Here is a 22,563-nt window from a genome sequence, read left to right as displayed (position 1 = left end):
GTGCGGAAGGGAGTGTCGGATATCGCGGACGGTTTCGCGCGGCGGGCGCGAAATTGTGGTTCCCGGCGAACGCGCAATTCGCGCGACACGTCGCGGTTCGCGTGCCGCACGAACGGCGTTAGCGCGACACCGATAGGAACGATCCGGGGGGAAACGGATATAATTGTTCTGCAACACGTTCCAGTCAGCTCCGGCCGCCCCGTTCGCGCCGCCGGGCGCTCACCCCGCGCCGAGCGCGTCGAAGTTCTGCACCGAGATGATGTCCCACCCGGGCGGCAGGAACCGCGGCCCCAGCACCGCCCGGAAGTGGTCCCGCCACGCCCACACGTACGCGCGCCAGTCCGCCCCGGGCCGCACGTCGGGCTCGGGCGCCTCCTCGTACATGCGGTGGCACGTTCCGCACACGAACAGCACGTTGGACAGGCACGACCGCCACGGCTGCGGCACGTTCCGCTTGTGCCGCTTCGGGACGACGTGGTGCCGGGTCAGGTCGGCCGTGGCCCCGCAGCACACGCACCGGTCGTTCTTCACCTCCATGAAGAACTCGGTGAACCCGCCCAGGTACAGCGCGCGCAACCGCTCCTCGGTCCGCGGGTCGGTGAACTGCAGCACGCCGGGACCGGCCGCGCGGGCGTACCCCTTGCGGAGGTAGAACGCGGCCCGCTTGGCGCTGCACCGCAGGATCGGCTCGCCCTTGGTGTCGAGCACCCGGAAGGTGTCGTACCGGGTGGCGCCGTCGAGGGCGGAGTAGTCGCCGCGCTCCTCGGTCGGCGCCCAGCCGGCGGTCACGAAGTTCTTGGCCTTGCACCGCCCGGCGCCGGCGCGCATCGAGCGGGCCGGGCCGTGCAGGAACTGGAACTCGACCCACTCGCCCGCGACCGCCGTCACGCGAACGACTTCGGCCTTCCCGCTGCGGCGCCGCGCGTACACCTGTCCGACGTGCGGGTTCATTGCGCTTGCCTTGCCGGAGCGCGGGCCTCTGGCCCGCTGGAGCGTTCTTCGTGTGTGAGCTTCGTGAATTTCTCGAAGCGGTCCGACGCGCCAAAAGAAGCTGGCCAGAGGCCCGCGCTCCAGGGAGCCGGTCACTTCGTGACGCTCGCACCGGGCCGCACGGGGTGGTTGAACCGGCCGCCGGCGCGGGCGCACTTCCCCGCGGTCCGCTTCGTTTGCGGAAGCACGTCGCGCAGCAGGTGCGCGGGCCACGGGGCGGTCGAACTCGAAATGGTGCCGCGGGAACCGGGGGCCGGGATCGGGGGCGCTGGTTGTCGAACGTGACCGGCGCGCCCCCCGCCCGCTGACGCAGGCGGGGCGCGCCGGATCACCGGCGTGGAACGACTGGACCTGGAACTTACTTCCCGGCCTTGGCGGCGGCGTACTTGGCCTCGACCGCCTTCCAGTTGACCACGTTCCACCACGCGTCGATGTAGGCGGGGCGCAGGTTCTGGTACTTCAGGTAGTACGCGTGCTCCCACACGTCCACGCCCAGCACCGGCACGAGGCCGTCCATCAGCGGGCTGTCCTGGTTGGGCTTCTTGATCGCTTCGAGCTTGCCGCTGGTCGGGTTGTACACGACCCAGCTCCACCCGCTGCCGAACTGGCCGGTGCCGTTCGCCTTCACCGTTTCCTTCAGCTTGGCGAAGTCCCCGAACGCGTCCTTGATGGCGTCCGCGATCGCCCCGGTGGGCTCGCCGCCGGCGTTCGGCCCCATGACATCCCAGAACAGCGCGTGGTTGTGGTGCCCGCCGCCGTTGTTGATGACCGCCTGCTTGATCGACGCGGGAACGCTGGCGATCTCGCGGAGCAGCGTGGTGATGTCCTTGTTCGCCAGTTCCGGGGCCGACTCGAGCGCCTTATTCAGGTTGTCCACGTACGCCTTATGGTGCTTCTGGCTGTGGATCTCCATCGTCTTGGCGTCGATGTGCGGCTCGAGCGCGTCGAACGCGTAAGGCAGCGCGGGCAGAGTGTGCGCCATGGTCAGCTCCTCGTGAAAGGGGAGAACGGTCAACCGCGCAGGACCGTGTGCCCGCGCGCAACCTACTGGCAGTTTATGAACGGCTCCGGGTGTTGAATGGAACTGCCGAGCGGAACCCAGAAGCCGAGCTATTGGTCGGTCCGATGGCGCCGGGGCGGGAGCGCGGGCCTCCGGCCCTTCGGTTCGGCGCCCGAAGTGAGTGCGCCGAACCGCCGTGAAGGCCCACGGCGCGTGCGCGTCAGCGGCCGGACGCCCGCGCCCCCGCGGTAGCTCCGGCGGTCCCGGTCACGCCCACTCGGCCCGCACGCGGAACGTCTCGCCCGCGGAGTATTCGAGCGGCACCGCGTCGCCGTTCAGCGTGAGGGGCTGGAGCACGTTGCCGGCGGCGTCCACGAGCGCCGCGGCGCTCGGGTCGCGGGCGAACCGCAGGTCGGCGGCGCCGCCGAACCCCGCCGTTTCGACGAACGTCCCCGCCACCGCCCGGCCGCCGCCTTCGCCCGCGGGGCACGGCCGCAGGCTCAGCAGCAGCAGGCTCGGGATGTCCACGTGCCCCAGCCACCCGGACGTGCCCACCGCGGGCGGCCCCTTCTCGGTGGGCACCACCGGCGTGGGCGACACCCAGCCCTGCGCGGTCTGCATCGGCCACTCGCGGTCGGTGGCGAGCAGCAGGTCGAACGTCCGCGCCCGCTCGCCCTCGGGCACCAGGATCACGTCGGCCATGCGCGACCCGTGCCGCTGGACGAACGGCAGCCCGCCGGTGAAGAGGAACGAGCGCTCGGCCCCGAGCCGGACTTCGAGGTAGTCGGGCGAAACCGGGCGCGTGTACCCGGTCTGCGTGTTCGCCCCGTTCACGCCGCGGAACAGCACCGCGCGGTCGTCGCGCCACCCGAACCGCGCCCCGTAGAACGCGTGCCACGGGTACCCCGACGGCTGGTGCCTCACGTCGAGTTCGATGCGCAGTTCGAGCACCGGGCGGCCGAGCCACGCCCGCACCCGCTGCGTGAAGCCCGCCAGCACCTCGTCGCGCTCGCTGACCAGATCGCCGACGGTCACGATCTCGCCCAGCGCCGCGCCGCTGTTGGTGACGCGGATGTCGCGGGCCACCATCTTGCTGCCCGGGTTGAACACCAGTTGCTGGCCGAAGCGCGTGGCCCGGGTGCGCAGGTCGCGGAACGAACGAATCCCGCCCGTGGTGGCGTCGAGGTCGCACTCGATGAACTCGTTCCGCACGGTCAGCCCGTCGGCGAGCTTGATCCGCGGCTTGGGCGGCGCCGCGTTCCCGGCCCGCGGCACCCACGCGAAGCCCAGCGGCGGGACTTCCACCACCAGGCGCGCCACGCCGCCCGAGAACTCCGCCGCCTTCACCGGGTCGGTCACCGGGATCGCGCCGCGGAACCCGTCCACCTCCAGCGCGACGCGCCGGGTGTACGCGCACGGGTTGAACACCATCAGCCCCGGCTGCCCCGCCGCGGAGCGGACCTGGATGCGGTCGGCGAGCTTCTGCGCCCAGTGCGATTCGAGTTCGGCGAGGGAAGACAGCCCGCCCCCCGGCCCCCCTTCTCTGAAGGGATGTGGGGGGCGTTCACGCTTCGCGTCCTGCGCGCCGAACACGTTATCGAGGCGCGAAGGTTCTATCTCCCCCTTCCCTTCAGGGAGGGGGGCCGGGGGGGTAGGTTCTTCGTTCACGCCCGCCAGCTCGATCGCGTCTTCGACCGCCTCCAGCCGCTTGAGCGAAGCCTCGTCCTCGGCGGTGGGCGGGGTCAGCGCGCGGTGCAGCGCCGCGAGCGTGAACGCGGAGTCGATGCGGCGCCGCGCCCGCAGGTGCTTCGGGAAGCCCCCCACCGGGTCGGACCGGCGCTCGTTGGTGACGCGCTCGTCGAGGTAGTCGGCGAAGAACTCGTCGGCCGACTGCACGCCGATGTAGTCGCCGCTGGTCGCGCCCCCGAAGTAGCGGCTCAGGTTCGTCCACTCGCCGAACACCGGCGCCAGGTCGGCCAGCGCGAGCAGGTCCGCGTACGACGCGAACGCCGGCTCGCCCTTGTGGACCAGCGACACCGTGGGCGCGGAGTCGTAGGTGGTGGCCTGGTGCAGGTGGTACACGAGGTTGAAGAACGTGTGCGGGTCGTGGGCCGGGAGCGGCTCGCGGGTGAACGCCTCCACCGCCTTGCCGTCCGGGCCGGGCCAGTTGACCGCCGACGAGCGGATGCTCGGGATCAGCCCGCCGTCCGAACTGATGAGCACCGCGTGCTTGAACCCGGCGTGCAGCAGCCACCCGGGCAGTTGCGGGTGGTACGCCGACTTCTTGCGCCCGTACACCGCCGGCTCCACGCCGAACAGCGCGCGCGCCGCCTTGCGCGCGGCTCGCAGGTTCCACAACTGGCTCTCGGCCGGCATCAGCGCGTCTTCGCGGTCCCGGTACGAGCCGACGCACAGGTCGACCGCCTGCGGCAAGTCGGGCGGGAGCTTGGCTTTGAGTTCCGCGAACCGGTCGGGGGCTTGCTCCGCGAGCCGCTCCAGCGTTTCGCCGGACGCGAGCAGCGTGATCGGCAATCCTGCGAGCAACGAGGTCGGCCACTGCGCGTTCAGGTTCTTGGGGTCCAGGTGGACCCAGTCGAGCCAGTACAGCGATCCTGAGTACACCGGCTCGCGCCCGGCCTGGAGCTTCTCCGCGGCGGCCCGCAGGTGAATCAGGTAGTCCTCGCCGCGCGCGAGGGCGTCGCGGGCGGCCGCCACGTCCGCCCAGAAGCCCGGACCGTCGAGCAGCTTCTCGTGGTCCATCGCCTCGTACAGCGTGTCGAGCATCTGGTAGCCGTAGCCCAGCCCGGCGAACAGGCGGACGGCCTCCGCGGGCGCGTCGAACAGCGGCCCGGTCTGCCCCGCCTCGCGCAGCGCGCCCAGCAGTTGCTCGACGGTGTCCGCGCGCGACGCGGTCGCGCGGAACACGACCGCCTTCGCCTCCGCGACCCGGTCGCTCCAGTTGTCGGGCTGGAACAGTTGCGCCCCTTCGGGGATGCAGTACACGAACCCGGTGCGCGGGTAGTCGTGGTCGTAGGAGCTGGACGCCTGGGGCGCCTGGGTCGCGCCGGCGAGGGCCACGGGGTGCCACAGGGCCGCGTACCCGTTGAGCCACGCCGCCACCTCGTCCGGCGTCTGCTGGAGCGGGTACGAGGTGGCCAGCCGGTACGACGACAGCAGGTGCAGTTGGCGTTCTTCGCTCATGACCTTGTATCTGGCGAGCGGGGGCTGGAGCCCCCGAGTGAATGTGTGCGCCGGCGCCCGTGTGTGCCACCGGCACGGGGCGCCGCAACGGTCGATGAACCGGCGCCCGGCCGCGGTTATAGTACGGAAACCCCACCCCCGCCGGTGCCGCGGCCGTTGCCGGGGCGCCCGGGGGGCGCGATACGATGGTGTCATGAGCGACGAATCGGCCTTCCTCAGACTGATCTGCGAGCAGCCGGACGACGACACCGTCCGGCTGGTGTACGCCGACTGGCTCGAAGAGCACGGACAGGCGGCCCGGGCGTCGTACATCCGGGGGGAGGTGGAGCTGGCGAACACCCCGCCCGGCACCGACGCCGACGAGCGCCGCCGGGCGGTGCTGTTCGCGCGCCGGGCCGAGCTGTTGAAGGCGCACGGCGCCCAGTGGCTGGAGCCGTTCATCCCGTTCGCCCGCAAGGAGTCGTTCGCCCGTGGGTTCGTGCAGACGGTCGAGGTGCCCGCGAACCTGTTCCTCCAGCACGCGGAGCGGTGGTTCGCGCTCACCCCGCTGACCCGGGTGAAGTTCACCACGTGCCGCATCTGGGACCAGGTGAGCGGCGCGTACGCGTGGTGGACCGAGCCGCTGTTCAAGTCGCCGCTGCTGTCGCGCCTGGAGCGCATCGACATGGAGGGGCTGGAGCTGACCGCCCGCGACTTGAAGCTGCTCGGCGAGCACCCGGACCTGTCGCGGCTCCGCGAGCTGTTCCTGGCCGACAACGAGATCGGGAGCGAAGGGGCGGTCGTGCTGGCGAACATGCCCCAGTTGCGGGCGCTGGAGTCGCTGGACGTGCGCGGCAACCGCATCACCGACCGCGGCGCGCGGGCGCTGGCCCAGAGCGAGCACCTGGGGAAGCTGAAGGAGCTGCGCATCACGAAGAACTCGATCCGCGACCGCAACTGGGCGGTGCTGGAGGAGCGGTTCGGGAACGCACTGAGCTGAGGCGCTATGACGGAAGCGGAGTGGCACGTCTGGGACAGCCCGTACATGATGCTCGACCACCTCGCCCGGCTCCCGCCCGAGGATGTCGAGGACGACGACCCGACGGTCTGGCCGCCGGCGCGTCAGGCGCGGCTGTTCGCGGTGGCGTGCTGCCGACGCGTCGAGCACCTGCTGATCGACGCGCGGAGCCGGGCCGCGCTGGACGCCGTCGAGCGGTACGTGGACGGCCGGCTTCCGAAGAAGCGGCTGGAACAGGCGGCCCACGACGCCGGGCAGGTGACCTGGGAACTGGACGGGCCGCCCGACGGCCGGTATCAGGGGGCGTCCGCGGCGTGCATCGCGGCGGACGACATCATTGACCACCTCACGGACGCGGAAGAGGTAGCGCGCGAGACGGCGTCCGCCGCCGGATCCGCGGCCAGTTTCCCCGATGAAAGCGAGAACGCGCACCAGAGAGCCGAAGAGGCCGAGGATGCGTATCAGGCCGACCTGATCCGCGACATCTTCGGCAACCCGTTCCGCCCGGTGGTGCTGAACCCGGCGTGGCGCACGTCCGACGCGCTCGCGCTGGCCCGCGGCATTTACGACGAGGGCGCGTTCGACCGGCTGCCGATTCTGGCGGACGCCTTACAAGACGCCGGTTGCGACAGCGACGACATCCTGAACCACTGCCGCGGACCGGGGCCGCACGTGCGCGGGTGCTGGGTGGTAGACCTCGTGCTGGGCAAGTAGGGGCCGTTTCCTGGAACCGCGCACGTCCCGTCCGCTGATACCAGAGGTGTTATCACGGATTGGGCGCGGTGGTAGATTATGGCCCATGTGTACCATTTCGACCGTATGCACACGTTGCACCGGGAGCGATTCTGGCACCTGGTGCGGGGGCACGCGCACACCGTGAACGCGGCCGCCCACGCGCGCCCGGCGCTACCGGGGACGGCCACGCGCGTTGCGTCGCCACTCGGCATGTCCCGGTTCCGGAACCACGAGTTCGTCACACTGCCGGCGCTCATCGAACCGGGGGCGGAGTGGGCCATGGTGACCGAGGCCCGCTCCGAGCGGGTGACGGTTCGGTTCGCGGGGGCCTGGGTACGCGGTGGGGGGCGGACGTGCCGGTGGTGTTGGACCGCACCGGGCGGAATCGGGTGGGCGGCGGCAACCGGGTCCGGCCCAACATCTTCAACTCCGCGGAGCTTACCACCGCGCCCAATCCGTGATAATGCCTCTGCACGTCGTGAGCGGACCCACACTCCAGGCCAATGCCCGGGTACGCCGCACCAACTTGAACCGACTGGAACCCGGTTGGTCCGTCGGCGAGCCGCGGGCGCGGTGCCATCAGGTTAATGAGGGACGGCCGGACCGGTTGCCGTGCGGATCACGTGACCGCGGCCCGCCCGTGCGGGTCTGTCACGGGGGTACGCTCGCGTCACGAGCGGCACCCGCGGGCGGGCCGGGCGACGGGCCGTGAGCCACCGCCCTGCGGGCGAATTGCGGGCGATTCACTGCCCGTTCGCTGGTGCTCCACTACCACCGGGTCGCGCCCTCAAAACCCGGATAACGCTCCCCGGCCGACCGTGAACCGCTTCCCGCACGAGCCAAGACATATGCCACAAAATGCGTCTGAAACTGTTGTTGCGACGGAACCAGTTCGGTACGCACTCTCAACCTCTTCGGACGAGAGCCGCCCCGTCCGGGACCGCTCGGGCGGCCCGAGCGGCCGCGCGGAGAATCCGCGACGAAAGCGAGCCCGGTGCCGCGACACATGCGGTACCCCGCCCATCCGCACGACGGGCCACTTGGTCGTGCGTTCCTCGGTCCCGGCGAACGTCCGTTCGTCTGGGCTGCGAAGAGCGCCATGGCTTTTTCGGATGTCGCGCTTCACCTCCAGGCGCCGGACCTCGGCTCGGAGCTTGCGATTCTCCTACTCAGGAGTGGGGGTGGGGGCGGTGGCCGCGGCCGGGGAGCGCATCGACGCCTTCGGTGACGCGAGCTTTCTTCCCGTCGTGGGGCCGGTTCTCGGTGACGCCGAGTCGTCGTGCGACCGCGGCCACGGAGGGCTTCTGCGCGGTGATCACCTGAACCGCTTTCCTGTTGTTCACCATTCGTGGGGAACTTCACACCGTAATCGCCGTTGTTGAGCCGCCGTTCGCGAGTGTGGCCCCCGTGGGAGCATTTCGTAAGGTGATGGCCCGGGCCGTTGCGAACCGTACCAGGTCGTCACGTTCACGCGTGTTGCGCTCGTTAGCCCGGCCGAATGGGCTCTTAAAAGGCCGGGCGCAGGGGCGGGTGCCCTTCTGTTTGATGGAACCGTGAGCGGGAGGGGTGATGGGAACCGGGTCGCCGTCCAAGGTCAAACTGCTGGCCGCGTTCGCCGCCATTTACATCTTGTGGGGCTCGACTTACCTCGCCATCCGGCTGGCGATCGACACCCTCCCGCCGTTCCTGATGGCCGGGTCTCGGTTCCTCATCGCCGGCGCGGCGCTGTACGCTTTCGGGCGCCCCGCCGGCGTGCCCCGCCCCACGGCCCGGCAGTGGCGGAACGCCGTGATCGGAGCGGTCCCGCTGTTCGTTATGGGCAACGGCGGGGTGACGTGGGCGGAGCAGGCGGTGCCGTCCGGGGCCGCGGCCCTCGTCATCGCGACCCTTCCGGCGTGGCTGCTGTTACTCGACTGGGGGTACGGCGGCCGGCGCGGGCCGCGGGCGATGGAGGTCGCGGGGATCGCGCTCGGGCTGACGGGGGTGGCGGTCCTGTCCGCCCCCGGAGGCGTTGACCCGGTCGGCGCCGCTGTGCTGCTCGGGGCAGCGGTAGCGTGGGCGGTCGGGTCGCTCTTCAACCGGTACGCCGATCTTCCCACCTCACCGGCCCTGACCGCCGCCATGCAAATGCTGGCCGGCGGTGCCATCATGATTGCACTGGGGCTGGCGGCCGGCGAGGCGGGTCGGCTCGACCCGGCGGCGGTGTCGTGGCAGTCGGCCGCCGCGGTGGGGTACTTGGTGGCGGTCGCGGTGGTGGCCCTGCCGGCGTACAACTGGCTGCTTTCGGTCACGTCGCCGGCGGCCGTCGGGACGTACGCGTTCGTGAACCCGGTGGTCGCGGTGCTGCTCGGGTGGGCCGTTGCCGGGGAAGCGGTGACCGAACGAACCGGACCGGCCGCCGCGCTCGTCGTGGCGGGGGTGATACTGCTCGTTTGGCCTCGAAAGCGGGCGGCCTCTGCAAACGAATCACGGGACCGGCACGACGCGTGAACTGATCTGACTTCATCGGCGCCAACCGGACAAGTTACCGTCGGCGCGAACGCAGCGGGGTTCGCTGAGGCGGCGCTCCCCGGGAGCGGCGAGACGGTACGTCGTGTCGCGCCCCCACCCGCCGCTTCGGGGGTAGAGTTTGAGGCCCCCGAAGAGGGCCGGCACCTTCACCCCCACCCGCCGCCCACAGTCAGTATGCTCTCGTCATCTCTCCAGCCACGATCTGCTATTCGGCCTTGCCCGCCCGTACCACTATTTTGTATTAGACAAACTGAGTCGAACGCCGGTAGCATGGCCGCTCAACACAAGTCTCTTTCAACTCGCTGGCGTCGGGAGATTACCATGCGGAGCGTTTCGTGGCTCATGGTCGCCCTGGTTTGGGGCGGCTTGCCCTGCGCCGCGGGCGCGCAGCCCGCGAAAGACCGGGCACCGATTACGGCCGCGTTCGCGGACTGGCAGGCCCGGCAAAAGGCCGTGAAAACGGCCCGGTACGTCCTGTCCGGAACAACGGAATTTCTCAAGCCCCTCTCCCCGGACAGCTCGCCTGTTCCGGCGAACGACCGCACCAAACCGTACCAGGCGGTGGTACTGTTCGACATTGAGGGCGGCCGTTTCCGGTTCGAGTCCACCGAGTACGTTCCGGCCGAGAACGGGTATCAAAAGCGGTCGGGCACAGTCACGTTCGACGGGGCCGAGATGCGCCAGGGGCACCCCCGCGATGTCGCGGAGGCGATCGGTGGGTTCGACCTGCTGATCGGGAAGAAGCCCCGTAAGGACGAACCGGGCGCTCCCATTTCGGATTTGCTCTTGCCGTTGCTGTTCGCCCACGGTGTCGTGCCGACGGTCCATCAACCCGCCTACATCCAGCGGTTGCCGCTGACCCTGGCTGAGGACGACTTCGTAGTGCACGGCCGCCACACGCTCCGCGGGAACACCTGCGTGGTATTCCGGACGGAACCAAAACTGGGAACGACCGGGATTTCGGACGAGTACTGGGTGAAGCCGGAACGGCTGTCGCCGGTCATCCGGGCCGTGCAACTCGCCGGCGGCCAGCCGTGGACGCGGACGGACATCGAGTGGGGGGAAACCGTGTCCGGGTGGATGCCGCGGAGCTGGTCGCACGCATTCACGGCCAATGGGAAGGACTTAAACCGGCTCACGACGATTAAAGTGGACCGGTACGAGCCGAATCCGAACGTGACGGACGCGGATTTCTCGATCCCCGCAGTGCCGGGGATGAAGGAGGTCATCGTCGGCGAGGAAGCCCCGGCGGGGTCGCGGCCCCATCCAGGTTCGTCGGGGCGACGGGTCTATCGGATCACCGACGGTGGCGAGTGGGTGGAAGTCTCTTCCCAGGGCTGGAAGAGCCTCGACGGGACGACGGACATTCCCCTCCCCACCCGGTGGGGCTCGTGGCCGTGGGCCGCGGTTGGTGTCGTTGTGTTTCTGGGCGGATGGGCGGTGTACCGCTGGCGTAGTCGACGGGCCGCTCCCGCCCCGCCGACTGCGTCCTGAGGATGTTCTGACACCACGGAACGCAAGAGCCCCCTGGCAAGTGCGTTACCGGTCGCGATCCGTCAGGTCCGCCTTCCTTGACCGGCCCACCAGATATCTGCGGCGGACGCGGATGTTACACTTCGAAACAGTCCCGGCGGCCGGCGTTCACCGAACCCGCCCGCACCCGTCTCAAAGGCTTTGGGGATCCGAATCATGACAACCTTATGTCGGCGTGCGTTCTCTCTCGTCGAATTGCTCGTTGTGATCGCGATCCTCGCGACGCTCGTCGCGCTGGCGCTCTCCGCCGTCCAGCGGGTACGCGGTGCGGCGGCCAAGACGCAGTGCGCCAACCGCCTCCGCCAGATCGGCCTGGCGCACCACCACTACCACGGTGCCCACGGCGCGTTGCCCCCCGGTGTTACGGTCGGCGGGCCGGGCGAACAGTTCAAGTACATGACGTGGCAAACACGGTTGCTTCCGTTCCTCGAACAAGAACCGGTTTGGAAGTCGGCCGTCGAGGCGTTCCGGCTCCGGCCGGACGATTTCCGGGCGTCCCCCCCGCACCTGATCGGCGTCCACATGCCCGCGTTCGTCTGCCCGTCGGACCCGCTCGCCCAACAACCCCGGACGCTCTCCGGGACCACCTTCGCCTACACCTCGTACCTCGGCGTGTCGGGCACCCGGCAGACGCGCCACGACGGCACCCTGTACGCGGACTCCAAGACCCGGTTCGCCGACATTACCGACGGGACCAGTCAAACCGTCATGGTCGGCGAACGCCCGCCCAGTACCGACGGCATTTCCGGTTGGTGGTACGCCGGCCAGGGGCAGAACGAGGACGGGTCCGCCGACTCCGTGCTGAGCACCGGCGAGCGAGCGAGTTCGTTCTTCTTCTCTGGTTGTTCGACCGCGCCGTCTGAGTTCGGCCCCGGCCGCCCGGACGACCAGTGCGCGGGGTTGCACTTCTGGTCCATGCACCCCGGCGGTGCCCACTTCCTGCTCGCCGACGGCTCGGTTCGGTTCCTGCCGTACACCGCGAAGGACGTGTTGCCGCTCCTCGCCACCCGCGCCGGCGGCGAGACGGCCGAATTGCCTTGATCGGCCGTTGTGCGATGGCGGATCGCGTTCGCGCCCACGAACGCACCCGCCGTTGGCTCGCTGCTGAGCACGTCCGGGAACCGACCGGCTCCGTCGAGGCGGCTGAGTGCCGGCCGGTCCGGTGTGCCGCCGGTTCCCGGACACGTTGAAGCGTTTCGCGCGAGCGAGCCTACTTCTTTCCGGTCTTGTAGCCACGCAGTTCCGAATCGAAGACCCGAACCTTCGCCCAGGTCTCCTTGTTTTCGTCGATGAACTTCAGGTGCTCCTTATCCACCGCGTATTTGTCGTGCGCGGCCTTGTCGACGAACACCAGGTGCAGCGCTACGTCCCAGTCGCGGTCGTTCACGTCGCGCTTGAAGTCGTCGCCGATCTCGCCCGCCGAGAAGAACACGGTGCCCGGCTGCTCGGACAGGTACTTCTCGCAGGCGGTCACGAGCTTCTTGCGGCCCTCCGGCGTGTTGTCTTTGAGCTTGAAGTAGACCATGTGCCCGATCATCGGCTTCTTGTCTTCGGCGGAAGCCAGCGTGGCGCAGCAGGCGACGAGTGCGGCGGCGAACAAACGCAACATGGGGAACGCTCCGGTGGTGAGGTGGGCGGAGGAGAATTGTAGTCGCGGAAGGCCGGAGGCACACGCCGCGTACCAGGGTGCGTTCGGCGTTTCCCGGGACGCGCCCAATCGCTGGCGACGGATCGAGGCACCGACCGGCTCCCGGGCGCAGAGCCTTTTCGGTTCCGAAACAGCGATGCCAGCACCACACAGACGAAGTTCCGTTTGCCCGCCGTCTGGAATTGCAAGCTCCGGGGCCGATGGCAAAAGCGCGCGATTGTTGGCGCCTTCGCCCCTCCGCCGAGCAGTATTAAAGCAGTCCCATCGCCCCCGCCGGAGGAAGTTGTGAGCACTGCTCCCGCGACCATCGGACGCCTGCTCGCGTCAGGCCTTCCGTCCAAAATTTCGGACGCTGATCTCGTCGAGCGGTTCGCCCTCTCCCGGGACGGCGACGCGTTCGCCGAACTCACCCGGCGGCACGGCCGAATGGTTCTGGCCGTTGCGCGCCGGGCCGTGCAGGATCAGCACCTCGCAGACGACGTGGCCCAGGCGGCGTTCCTTGTTCTGGCGCGAAAGGCACATGCGCTGTCGCGCCCGGACCGACTGGCCGGATGGCTGTTTGGGGTCACCCGGCGGATCGCGCGACGGGCGGCGGTACACCAGCGCCGGGAAGCCGAACAAACGGTCCCACTGACCGCCGGGATCGCCGCACCGGAGCGGTTGCCGATGGGCGGCGACCTGCCCCAGATGTTGGACGAGGAACTGGATCGGCTCCCCGAGGGCGAGCGGGTGCCGCTCGTCCTCTGTTACCTAGAGGGCCTTACCCAGGACGAGGCCGCGCGGGCGTGCGGGTGGAGCATTCGGACCGTGCGCCGCCGCCTCGCCGCCGGGCGCGAACGACTGAGAGCCCGGCTCGAGCGCCGCGGAGTTGAACTGGGCTCGGCCCTGGCGGCCCTCGCGCTTGCGGGGGACGCGGGCGCCGTGCTCTTGAGTCCGGAAGCAGTTCCGGGGAGCCGCGCAACGGCCCTGGCCCGATCCGAGTTCCGGTGGGTCGCGCGAGGCGCAGCCGCCGGGTGGTGCGGCGGCGTGGTCGCTGTCGCGCTCGCGGTTGCGGTCGCGACCGGATCTTGGTCCGGGCCGCCAGTTCATTCACCGGCCGCATCGGTCCCGGCTGCTCCTGCCGACCTGCCCGAAGGGGCCGCTGTACGACTCGGTTCGAGCGCGCTGAGCCATCCGGGCACGCTCATCCAACTGCGATTTTCCGAGGACGGCACCCGGCTCTTCTCCTACGGCAGCGGAAAGGTTCGTCAGTGGGACGCCAAGTCCGGGGCCGCGGTCCCGCACCAGGCGCGAGACATCAAGACCACGTTCGGTACCACGCTCCTCTCACTGGACCAGACGAAGGTTGTCGCCCCGCACGTCGATCGCACTCCGCTTCGGTTCTCGGTTCGCGAATACGACCTGGCGACGGGGAAGCACACCGAGCGGTTCGTCGTCCCGTCTCGCACCGATCCGCGTGGACAAGACATCGGGATCGGGGGGCAACGGTTCGCTCTGTCACCGAACGGTAGCACCCTCGTGGAAGGGCACCCGCACGAGGCGTACCTGTGGGACTTAAAGACGGGGCGCGTTCAGCACCAACTCAAGTTCGACGGCGCGACGACCGGGAATTTCCTGTTTTCTCCGGACGGGAAGCATCTGATTACCGCCGGGAATGATGACCCGTCCGTGCGGTTCTGGGACACGGGCACCGGAAAGCCATCTCAGGTGCTCACTTGGAACGCAAGTTCGGGTGTGGGCCGGTTGGCGGTGTCCGCGGACGGCCGATGGGTCGCCGCCGTGAGCAACTCACACCTGTTGGGAACCGGAACGGAAGTGGCCGTCTGGGATCAAACGGTCCCCGGTCCCGCGCGCGTGATGATGCTGGCCGACGGTTTCGGGTTAAGCGGTGCCGTGGCGTTCGGGCCGGGCGGCTTGCTGTACGTGGCCTCGCAGGCGGAGGAGGGAGGGGCCACGGTGGTCACCAAATGGGACGTTACCACCGGCAAGCAACTCGCCCGGTGGGCCGGCCCGGACGCGGGAGCTTACGGACCGACGGTTGTTGAGGTAAGCCCGGGTGGCTCGACGCTCGCCGTCGGAACGTACTGGGGCGTCATCCGGTTGTACGACACGCGAACCGGGGCCGAGGTCGGCCGCCCGTCGTCTCTGCCAGCCACGGTGGTCGGGGTCGCGTTCGACCGAACCGGTCGCAACGTCCGGGTGTCCGGTGCCGACGGGTCGAACGCGACCTGGGACGCGGGCACCGGAGCGCTTGTGAGCCGGCGCGCCAGTCCCATCTCCCTCCCGCCCGCTGGCGGGGCCGCTCCCGTGGTACCGAGCCGCGACGGCCGGTGGGTGCTGACTTACGCGCTGAACGAGCGCGGGGCGCTCCTGCCGTGGCGGGCCGAGTTGTGGGACACTACGACCGGCGAACGCAAACATTCCGGCGGCATTGGCGGGCGGGTGAAGGAGCTGATTTCGGTTCCGAGCGGCAAGCACGTCGCCGTCCTGGTTGAATCACGGATCGGGCGCAGCGTCCAGGTTTGGGACCTCGCCGCCGGCGAAGTCGTGCCGAACGATCAACCAACGATCGACATGACAAAGTTCCAGTGGGCCGCGTTCCCGGACGGAAAGACGCTATTCCTGATGAACGACGAGCGAGCCGTCGGCTACGACGTGACGACGGGCCAGGAGCGGTTCTCGTGGGCCGTTGCCGATCACGACGTGCTCGGCCGCCCGCGCCCGGAACAGGCCCCGCGCCCGAACCTGGTTCGTGCCGTCGCGGTGTCGCCGGACGAGAAAACGGTGGCCATCTCGATCGGCGGTGAAGCGCGGCTCGATGCGTCGAAGCAGACGCACAACTTGGTCCTGGTCGAGACCAGGACGGGCAAAGTGATACGCCGGTTGCCGACTCCGGAGACATCGGCCGAGTGGCTGGTGTTCTCGCCCGACGGGAAGCACGTGGCCGGCCCGACGTGCGTGTGGGACGCCGCATCGCTGAAGGAGGTTCGGCGGTTCCCGTCTCGCCCCCAAGTGACGGCCGCCGCGTTCAGCCCGGACGGCAAGTCGATCGCAACCGGTCACGCCAACGGGACCGCCTTGGTGTGGCTGGTGAGCGGCGACAAATAAGCGGGCACAGGTCGCCAGAGCGAAGGCGTTGGCGCTTCGGTGGTGCAGCCCGCTTCGGGCACTCCCCTTTTCCGTTTAGAGTAACCGCCACCGTTCTTGGCGACGGCTCCAATAGCCCGCCTTGAGCCGAAGCAGTATCTGCTGAGCGATACGATCGCCTGAGCACCCGGCCGGGGGTGCTTGAGACGTTCGGGAACGAGCCGCGACCGCAATGGAGCGAGATACGTGTCCCGCGCCATTGCGGTGCGGCTCGTCAAAAGCGTCGCGCCGGCCCATTAACTGAGGCCGCACCCGAATCACGAAAGGCCCGGGCGCCAGGACTTTTCCGCGTCTTCACATTTTCTTCACACACTACTGCTATCAAATACGGACTTCTCCACATCACACGTGCTACGCGATACCGAGGGGTGTTGTGCCCGAACCCGAATTGCACTATTTCTGTAAGCCGTCGGCCCTGCGGCCCGCGACACACGTCATCGATTTCATCACCGCACAAGAGCTTCTCGCCGACGAACCCGCGTGTCAGACGCTTTGGGAGCTGGTGAGTACGCAGTTCCGAACGCGGAGCAAGTTCCTGGCGGTGTGGGCCGGCGCGCGGTTCGTAGCGCTGCACCGCGACGCGGACGGCCGCGCCGACGGGTTCCTGCTGGTGAACGCACCGGTCAACTGGCAAATCGACTACGTGGTAGTAGCGCCCACGGCGCGCGGGCAAGGCGTCGCGTCGGCGCTGGTACTCGAGACCGCGAACCAGGCGTTCCTGCGCGGCGTGCCCTACGTCATGCTGACGAGCAAGGCGAGTCTGCGACCGCTGTACGAGGCCTGCGGATTCGTTCCCGTCACAGCGGCCGAGACGCTCGCGCCCGCCGCACCGGCCGGTTCCACCGGGTCGTACCGCACGCTCACCCCGAAAGGGTGACACCGCCGGCCCGGAGCGGCGGCACGAAGGTCGCCTTTCCACGAGCCTGACCCATCCGTTACACTTTTGATCCGCCCAAAGCGGAACGGAGTCCTCAACCATGTGTGGCATCGTCGGCTTCACCGGGACGCGCGAAGCGTCCCCGATCCTGCTCGAAGGGCTGCGGCGGCTGGAGTACCGCGGGTACGACAGCGCCGGGCTGGTCACCGGCACCGGCAACGAGTTGCACGTCCGCAAGAAGGCCGGACGGCTTGCCGAACTCGCCAAACACCTGGGCACGCACCCGGCCCCGGGGTGCCACGGGATCAGCCACACCCGCTGGGCCACCCACGGCGGCGCCACCGACCGCAACTCGCACCCGCACTTGAACGCCCGCAACGACATCGCGGTCGTCCACAACGGCGTCATCGAGAACTACGCCGCACTCAAGCACCAACTCCAGGAGAAGGGTGTCGCGTTCCGCTCGGACACGGACACCGAGGTGCTGGCCCACCTCATCAGCCACTACTACCACGGCGACCTGACCGCCGCGGTCCGCCAGGCGCTGGCGCTGGTGAAGGGCACCTACGGCATCGCGGTGATGGCGAAGGCCGAACCGGGGGTGATCGTCGGCGCCCGGTTGGGCAGCCCGCTCGTCATCGGGGTGGGCGACGACGGCACGTACCTCGCCAGCGACGCGAACGCCCTCGCCGGGTTCGCCGACAAGGTGGTGTACCTGACGGACCGGCAGCTCTGCACCCTGAACGAAACCGACTGGGAGATCCGCGACCAGGACCTGGCCCCCGTGTCGGTATCGGTCAGCGACATCGGCGCGTTCCTCGGCACCGGGGACGCGGACCGCGGCGAGTACCCGCACTACATGCTGAAGGAGATCTACGAGCAGCCCGAGACGCTCGCGAACGCGATGCGGGGCCGGCTCGAGGCGGACAACGCCACCGCTCACTTCGGCGGGCTGAACCTCAGCGCCCAGCAGCTCCGCCAGGTGGACCGCGTCATCATGACCGCGTGCGGCACCAGCTACCACGCGGCGATGGTGGGCGAGTACCTGCTCGAGGAGCTGGCCCGGGTGCCGGTGGAGGTCGAGTACGCGAGCGAGTTCCGCTACCGCAACCCGCCCCTCGACCGCAGCTCGGTCGTGCTCGCGCTCACCCAGAGCGGCGAGACGGCGGACACGCTGGCCGCCCTGCGCGAGAGCAAGCGGATGGGCCACACCACGCTGGCGATCTGCAACGCGGTCGGCAGCTCGATCGCCCGCGAGGCCGACGGCGGGGTGTACCTGCACGCCGGCCCCGAGATCGGCGTCGCGAGCACGAAGGCGTTCACCTCGCAGGTGTGCGTCCTCACGATGCTCGCGCTGTACCTGGGCCGCACCCGGCACCTCTCCAGCACGCAGGGCCAGCGCATTATCGACGACCTTCACGCGCTGCCCGAAACCGTGCGCAAAACGCTCGCCTGCCACGACCACGTGAAGCGGGTGGCGGAGAAGTACGCGCACGCGAAGAACGTGCTGTACCTGGGGCGCCAGTACCTGTACCCGGTCGCCCTGGAGGGCGCGCTGAAGCTGAAGGAGATCAGCTACATCCACGCAGAAGGGTACCCGGCCGCGGAGATGAAGCACGGCCCGATCGCGCTGGTGGACGAGAGCACGCCGAGCGTGTTCCTGGTACCCCGCGGGAACGTGTTCGACAAGGTGATGTCGAACATGCAGGAGATCAAGGCCCGCGGCGGCCCGGTGATCGCGGTCGCGGGCGCGGGCGACCGCGAGGTCGCGGCGCTGGCCGACGACGTGATCCCGATCCCCGACGTGCCCGAGTACCTGCAACCCATCGTCACCGCGATCCCGCTTCAGTTGCTCGCTTACGAGATCGCGCTCCTGTGCGGGTGCGACGTGGACAAGCCGCGGAACCTCGCCAAGAGTGTCACCGTCGAGTGACACCGTCGCCCCAGCCGCGCCGGTCCGCGCAGCGCACCGGCGCGGGGTCAAATACCGCAAATTACTAAATCGCTTCTCGCGGCGAAACGCTGTCGCTTTGCGACGCGCCGCCGCGTAGATTTCCTGCTCGGTGGATCTGCGGCCCAGGCAGGCGAACCCTTATCAGCACATCCCGGACGGCCGGGGAAACCTTACGAACCCGGTTGCTCGCGATGCAGACCGCTCCGCTCCCTGGCGCGAACGTGCGCCCGCGCTGGTACCGTGTGTCCCGCGTCGCCCTCGCGCTGTGCCCGCTCATCGCGGTCCACCTCGCGCTGCTGGCGATCCCGTTCGTCGAGTTCACCGTCTGGTCGGTGGTCGCGGTGGTGGCCGTCACACGGATCATGGGGCTGGGGATCACGGTCGGGTTCCACCGGTACTTTTCGCACCGCTCGTTCAAGACCTCGCGGTGGTTCCAGTTCCTGCTCGCGTGCGCCGGGAGCACTGCGCTTCAAAAGGGGCCGCTGTGGTGGGTCATTCACCACCGTCTGCACCACCGGCACTCGGACACGCCGCAGGACCCGCACTCGCCGGTCGTCGGCGGGCTGTTCCACGGGCACGTCGGGTGGCTGTTCACCCAGGACCTGAACGACCCCGATCACCGGATCGCACACGACCTCACGAAGTACCCCGAACTCGTGTGGCTGGAGCGCCTGTGGATGGTGCCCGGGCTGCTGCTGGCCGCCGCGTGCTACGCGGCGCTCGGCCTGAACGGACTGGTGTACGGGTACTGTCTCAGCGCGGTGCTGGTGTTCCAGGTGACGTTCGCGGTGAACTCGATCGGGCACGTGTGGGGGGCGCAGCGGTTCGACACCGGCGAGGGGAGCCGGAACAACATGGTGCTCGGCTACCTGGCGATGGGTGACGGGTGGCACAACAACCACCACCGCGCCCCGTACTCGGCGCGGCACGGGTTCGCCTGGTACGAGTTCGACATGGCCTACCAGTTCATCCGCCTGTGCGCGCGGTTCGGTCTGGTGTGGGGCATCAAGGAGCCGCCCGCGGCGCTGCTAGCCGGCGGAACCGCTCCGGAACCGGAAGAAGCCGCCGAACCCGCCCGCACCGGCGTGTGAACCGGTGCGGGGTGCCGCTCCCTTGCCAGTAGTTTCAAGTGCTCGAAGCGTGATGAGGCCGGTAGCGGGCGGACGACGCCGAAGTCCGCCCGCCGGCACGGGCGGGTGGTAACCGTGGTAAGTTCAAGTCCGAGGCAGCGGCCCTCACTCGGCGATTCGGCGGACCGGTCCGTTCCCCTTGGCAGTGCGCCACCGGCCGGTCTCACGCCGGCTTTCCGCGGAGCACGTGCCAGCAGAAGCGTGCCGCGAAGAACTGGCCCGCCGCGCCCAGCACGCCCAGCGCGGTCACACCGATCGCGATCCGCCGCACCCACGTTTCGACCTGCCTCCTCGTGTCCGCGACTTTTACCCGGGTCGCGGTGACCGCGGCGCCCATACGGTCCGTCAGCTCACGGGCCTGCGTCAGGCCCGCTTCGATCGTGTTCAACTGGTCCGCGGTCGGCGCCCCACCGGGTGCCACCGGGATGCCGAGCACCGTTCGCGCCTTCTTCAGGTCGCGGGTCGCGGCGTTCAGATCAACGCGGGTCTGTTCGAGCTGCTCCGGTCGCACCCGGAACCAGTTCTGGAGCGTGGAGTCTTTGTCGAACAGTTCCAGCGCCGTGTTCGCCACTACGACCGCATCCGAAGCGGTGGCGACGGCGGCGGTGGCGCGGTCCACCGACCCGGCCAATTCCTGCGAGGCGTGCCGCGCGCCGAACCGCACGAGCGGGTTCACCGGCTCCGCCGGCATTGCGGCCGTGCTCGCGCGCGCGCGGGCAAGGTCCTGTTCCGCCTGCGCCAGCACCTCGCGAACGAAACCGATCCCGTGGTCGGCCGCATCCGCCGCAACGTTCGCCCGCCCCGCCAGCGAAGCCGCGTGCCGGTCCGCTTCGGCCCTCGCCCACCACACCCCGGCAGCCGCACTTGCGAATACCAACAACCCGGCGAGCGAGACGAGGAGTCCGGCGGTGGCCAACACCGAGCGAACGAACCGCCACATCGTAACCACCCCCCGAAGGACCAACGCACGCCGAACCGGGTGCGACTTTACAATCCGCAGCCGTCGCCTGCGGAGCGGGCGCCCGCCGGAGCCCCCCCCGCAGAAGTACGGAACGATTCGTGCCAAAGCGGCCCCACTCGGCAGATGGCAGCGGCGATGTGTCAGACGCTGAACGAGAAAACCGATTACTCACGCACGCGGTAGATGAAGAAATGAGTCGTTCGCGCGACCGGCGTTTGCGTCTTGATCCATTCGAGCCGCGCCTTGTGCGCGGGGGTCGGAGCGGGGTTGTTGCTCAGGATGGCGACCGACACCGCGAGGTACTTTGTCGGGCAGTGCGTCGGTGTGTCGTCGTTCCCGGTCAGCGGGATGTGGCTCAGGTGCAGCCACACGACGGGCGGGTATATCGTGTCCGGATCGGTGCCGAAGTACCACAGCCCGAGCGGTTCGCCGCCGTTGTGCTCCGCGTTCCATCGGCGCAGTTCGGGCAGCCCCTGCCCCCAGTCGTAGTTCGAGTCGTGCAGCAACACGTCCCCCGCCGGCGTCCCACCCCAGAGCTGGTTGAAGTAGCTCAACCCGTGCGGCCACACCCACGCGGCCGTACCGACAAGCGCCGCCAGTGACGCCACGACCAGTGGCCGCGGCACGGCGCGCGTGCCCGCCCGCAGTTCGGCCCACCCGCGGGCAATCGCCGCGGCCACAGTGATGTACGTCAGCGCCATCAGCACGAACACGAACCGGATGCCGATCTGCACCCGGCAGTTGGGCGTGAACGCGAGCAGCACCAGAGCGACGCCCGCGGTCGGGAGCAGCAACCGCCGCGGGTGCGTCACGAGCGCCGCCAGGAGCAGCACGAGCGCCGGAACCGGCACCTTCATACTCAGCGCGACCGGGAAATAAGCCGGGGTGGCGCGCTGGTGCCACGTGCCGAGTAGGTAGGTCCCGTGCCCGCGGATGTTGTGCTTGATCTGGTGCAGCAGCGCCTCACCCGCGTTCGTGAAGATCTTCAGGTTCTGACTGACCGGCCCCATCACGTCTTTCAGCCGGCCCTCGGGTAGCCCGTCGGCCCACTTGATGAACGTCGGCTCGGTGCCCCAGTCCGACCCACAGTACGCGAACACGAACACGAAGCCGACGAACGCCGTAGCCACGAGGTCTTTACGGAACTGGTACGTCGCGTGCCAGCAGTGTGTGGCGCGGCGCCAGACGGAGCCGCCCCCCGGTGGGGTAAGGGCGCCCGCCCGCGCAAGGTTCCAGAGGCCCAGCACGAACAGCGCCTGCGCCCCGAACACCATCGCCGACGCCTTCGCCGTGATCGCGAGGCCGTACAGCAACCCGGGAGCGAGCACCCGGCGCGCCCAGCGCGCGTCCGGCGTGCAGGAATAGTGAGCGTGGTAAACCAGCACCAGCATGAGCGCCAGAAGGGCCGTGTCGGTGGTGGCAAGCGCTGCGTGCCCCAGGAAGTTGGGATCGCAGCCGACTAGGGTGACGGCGATACGACCGCCCCACGCCCCGCCGAACGCCCGTCCCAGCCGCATCGAATACGCGAGCGCGAGCCACCAGAAGACGAGGTTGGTCGCCCGACAAACGGGCAGAACGGTGTGCAGCTCGAGCACCGGGTCGAACTCGCGCCCCCGGTGCTGCTCCCAGAGGTACGCCGGGAGCGTCTGCACGTCGATCGGCAGCGGCATCGTGCCGGCGCGCATCAGCAGCTTGTTGCTGCCCGTGCGCCAGCTCGTGAGCCCCGCCTTCACGTACAGCGGTTCGTCGAACGTGGCGCCGAGCTGGGCCGCGGCGGTCACGCACCACACCGACGACGCCACACCGACCGCGAGCAACCACAGCGCATCCGCCCACCGGCCCCGCATGTCGGTCTCCGTGCCGCGCCCCAGTTTGGGTA

The 22,563-nt window shown here is 69.1% G+C and carries 15 protein-coding genes and 1 pseudogene; 9 read left to right on the top strand and 7 right to left on the bottom strand.

Annotation, left to right across the window (positions count from 1 at the left end):
- Positions 1–219: 219 nt before the first annotated feature.
- From GobsT_RS04505 to GobsT_RS04495, 3 genes are all read right to left on the bottom strand, one after another.
- Complete coding sequence (locus GobsT_RS04505; protein ID WP_010052041.1) at positions 220–951, bottom strand: HNH endonuclease signature motif containing protein; 732 nt, start codon at positions 949–951, stop codon at positions 220–222.
- 397 nt (positions 952–1,348) lie between these two features.
- Entirely contained in the window at positions 1,349–1,972 is a 624-nt protein-coding gene (locus GobsT_RS04500; RefSeq protein ID WP_010039266.1) for a superoxide dismutase, read from the bottom strand.
- Positions 1,973–2,257: 285 nt separating this feature from the next.
- Positions 2,258–5,191, bottom strand: a complete 2,934-nt coding sequence (locus GobsT_RS04495) for a hypothetical protein (protein ID WP_010039268.1) — start codon at positions 5,189–5,191, stop codon at positions 2,258–2,260.
- A gap of 193 nt (positions 5,192–5,384) precedes the next feature.
- On the opposite strand from GobsT_RS04495, the gene GobsT_RS04490 reads away from it, so the two are divergent.
- Both GobsT_RS04490 and GobsT_RS39330 read left to right on the top strand, forming a co-directional pair.
- Positions 5,385–6,170: a TIGR02996 domain-containing protein gene (locus tag GobsT_RS04490; RefSeq protein ID WP_010039271.1), complete on the top strand. Its 786-nt coding sequence runs from the start codon at positions 5,385–5,387 to the stop codon at positions 6,168–6,170.
- A gap of 6 nt (positions 6,171–6,176) precedes the next feature.
- Positions 6,177–6,902 carry a hypothetical protein gene (locus tag GobsT_RS39330; RefSeq protein ID WP_010039277.1) on the top strand — a complete coding sequence of 242 codons (726 nt, stop codon included), beginning with the start codon at positions 6,177–6,179 and terminating at the stop codon, positions 6,900–6,902.
- Positions 6,903–7,920: 1,018 nt separating this feature from the next.
- Here the strand turns inward: GobsT_RS39330 and GobsT_RS40925 are convergent.
- Positions 7,921–8,269, bottom strand: a pseudogene (locus GobsT_RS40925) (transposase); the annotation flags it as partial.
- Positions 8,270–8,492: 223 nt separating this feature from the next.
- Between GobsT_RS40925 and GobsT_RS04480 the strand changes: the two are divergent.
- The 3 genes from GobsT_RS04480 to GobsT_RS04470 all read left to right on the top strand — a co-directional run bounded on the left by GobsT_RS04480 (position 8,493) and on the right by GobsT_RS04470 (position 12,008).
- Positions 8,493–9,413, top strand: coding sequence for an EamA family transporter (locus tag GobsT_RS04480; RefSeq protein ID WP_010039282.1), 921 nt, complete (start codon positions 8,493–8,495; stop codon positions 9,411–9,413).
- Between the two features lie 342 nt (positions 9,414–9,755).
- Entirely contained in the window at positions 9,756–10,928 is a 1,173-nt protein-coding gene (locus GobsT_RS04475; protein ID WP_010039283.1) for a hypothetical protein, read from the top strand.
- A 195-nt stretch (positions 10,929–11,123) separates the two neighbouring features.
- A complete protein-coding gene (locus GobsT_RS04470; RefSeq protein ID WP_109571557.1) occupies positions 11,124–12,008 on the top strand; it encodes a DUF1559 family PulG-like putative transporter in 885 nt (294 codons plus the stop codon).
- A gap of 169 nt (positions 12,009–12,177) precedes the next feature.
- On the opposite strand, the gene GobsT_RS04465 is transcribed toward GobsT_RS04470, so the two are convergent.
- Complete coding sequence (locus tag GobsT_RS04465; protein ID WP_010039289.1) at positions 12,178–12,576, bottom strand: Dabb family protein; 399 nt, start codon at positions 12,574–12,576, stop codon at positions 12,178–12,180.
- Positions 12,577–12,900: 324 nt separating this feature from the next.
- Between GobsT_RS04465 and GobsT_RS04460 the strand changes: the two genes are divergently transcribed.
- From GobsT_RS04460 to GobsT_RS04445, 4 genes are all read left to right on the top strand, one after another.
- On the top strand, positions 12,901–15,723 hold the full coding sequence (locus GobsT_RS04460; RefSeq protein WP_010039291.1) for a sigma-70 family RNA polymerase sigma factor: 2,823 nt from the start codon (positions 12,901–12,903) through the stop codon (positions 15,721–15,723).
- Between the two features lie 412 nt (positions 15,724–16,135).
- The gene (locus tag GobsT_RS04455; protein WP_162542179.1) at positions 16,136–16,639 is read left to right on the top strand and encodes a GNAT family N-acetyltransferase; all 504 of its coding nucleotides are present in this window, start codon (positions 16,136–16,138) and stop codon (positions 16,637–16,639) included.
- A gap of 100 nt (positions 16,640–16,739) precedes the next feature.
- Positions 16,740–18,572 (top strand): glutamine--fructose-6-phosphate transaminase (isomerizing), encoded by a 1,833-nt coding sequence (gene glmS, locus GobsT_RS04450; protein WP_010039294.1) that lies wholly within the window; start codon positions 16,740–16,742, stop codon positions 18,570–18,572.
- 212 nt (positions 18,573–18,784) lie between these two features.
- Positions 18,785–19,684, top strand: a complete 900-nt coding sequence (locus GobsT_RS04445; RefSeq protein WP_010039296.1) for an acyl-CoA desaturase — start codon at positions 18,785–18,787, stop codon at positions 19,682–19,684.
- Positions 19,685–19,886: 202 nt separating this feature from the next.
- Here the strand turns inward: GobsT_RS04445 and GobsT_RS04440 are convergent, their stop codons facing one another.
- Positions 19,887–20,663, bottom strand: a complete 777-nt coding sequence (locus GobsT_RS04440) for a hypothetical protein (RefSeq protein ID WP_010039298.1) — start codon at positions 20,661–20,663, stop codon at positions 19,887–19,889.
- Between the two features lie 185 nt (positions 20,664–20,848).
- Complete coding sequence (locus GobsT_RS04435) at positions 20,849–22,531, bottom strand: hypothetical protein (protein ID WP_010039300.1); 1,683 nt, start codon at positions 22,529–22,531, stop codon at positions 20,849–20,851.
- Positions 22,532–22,563 lie beyond the last annotated feature (32 nt).

The organism is Gemmata obscuriglobus (assembly GCF_008065095.1).
GTDB lineage: Bacteria > Planctomycetota > Planctomycetia > Gemmatales > Gemmataceae > Gemmata > Gemmata obscuriglobus.
This window is presented reverse-complemented; position numbering and strand designations above follow the sequence as displayed.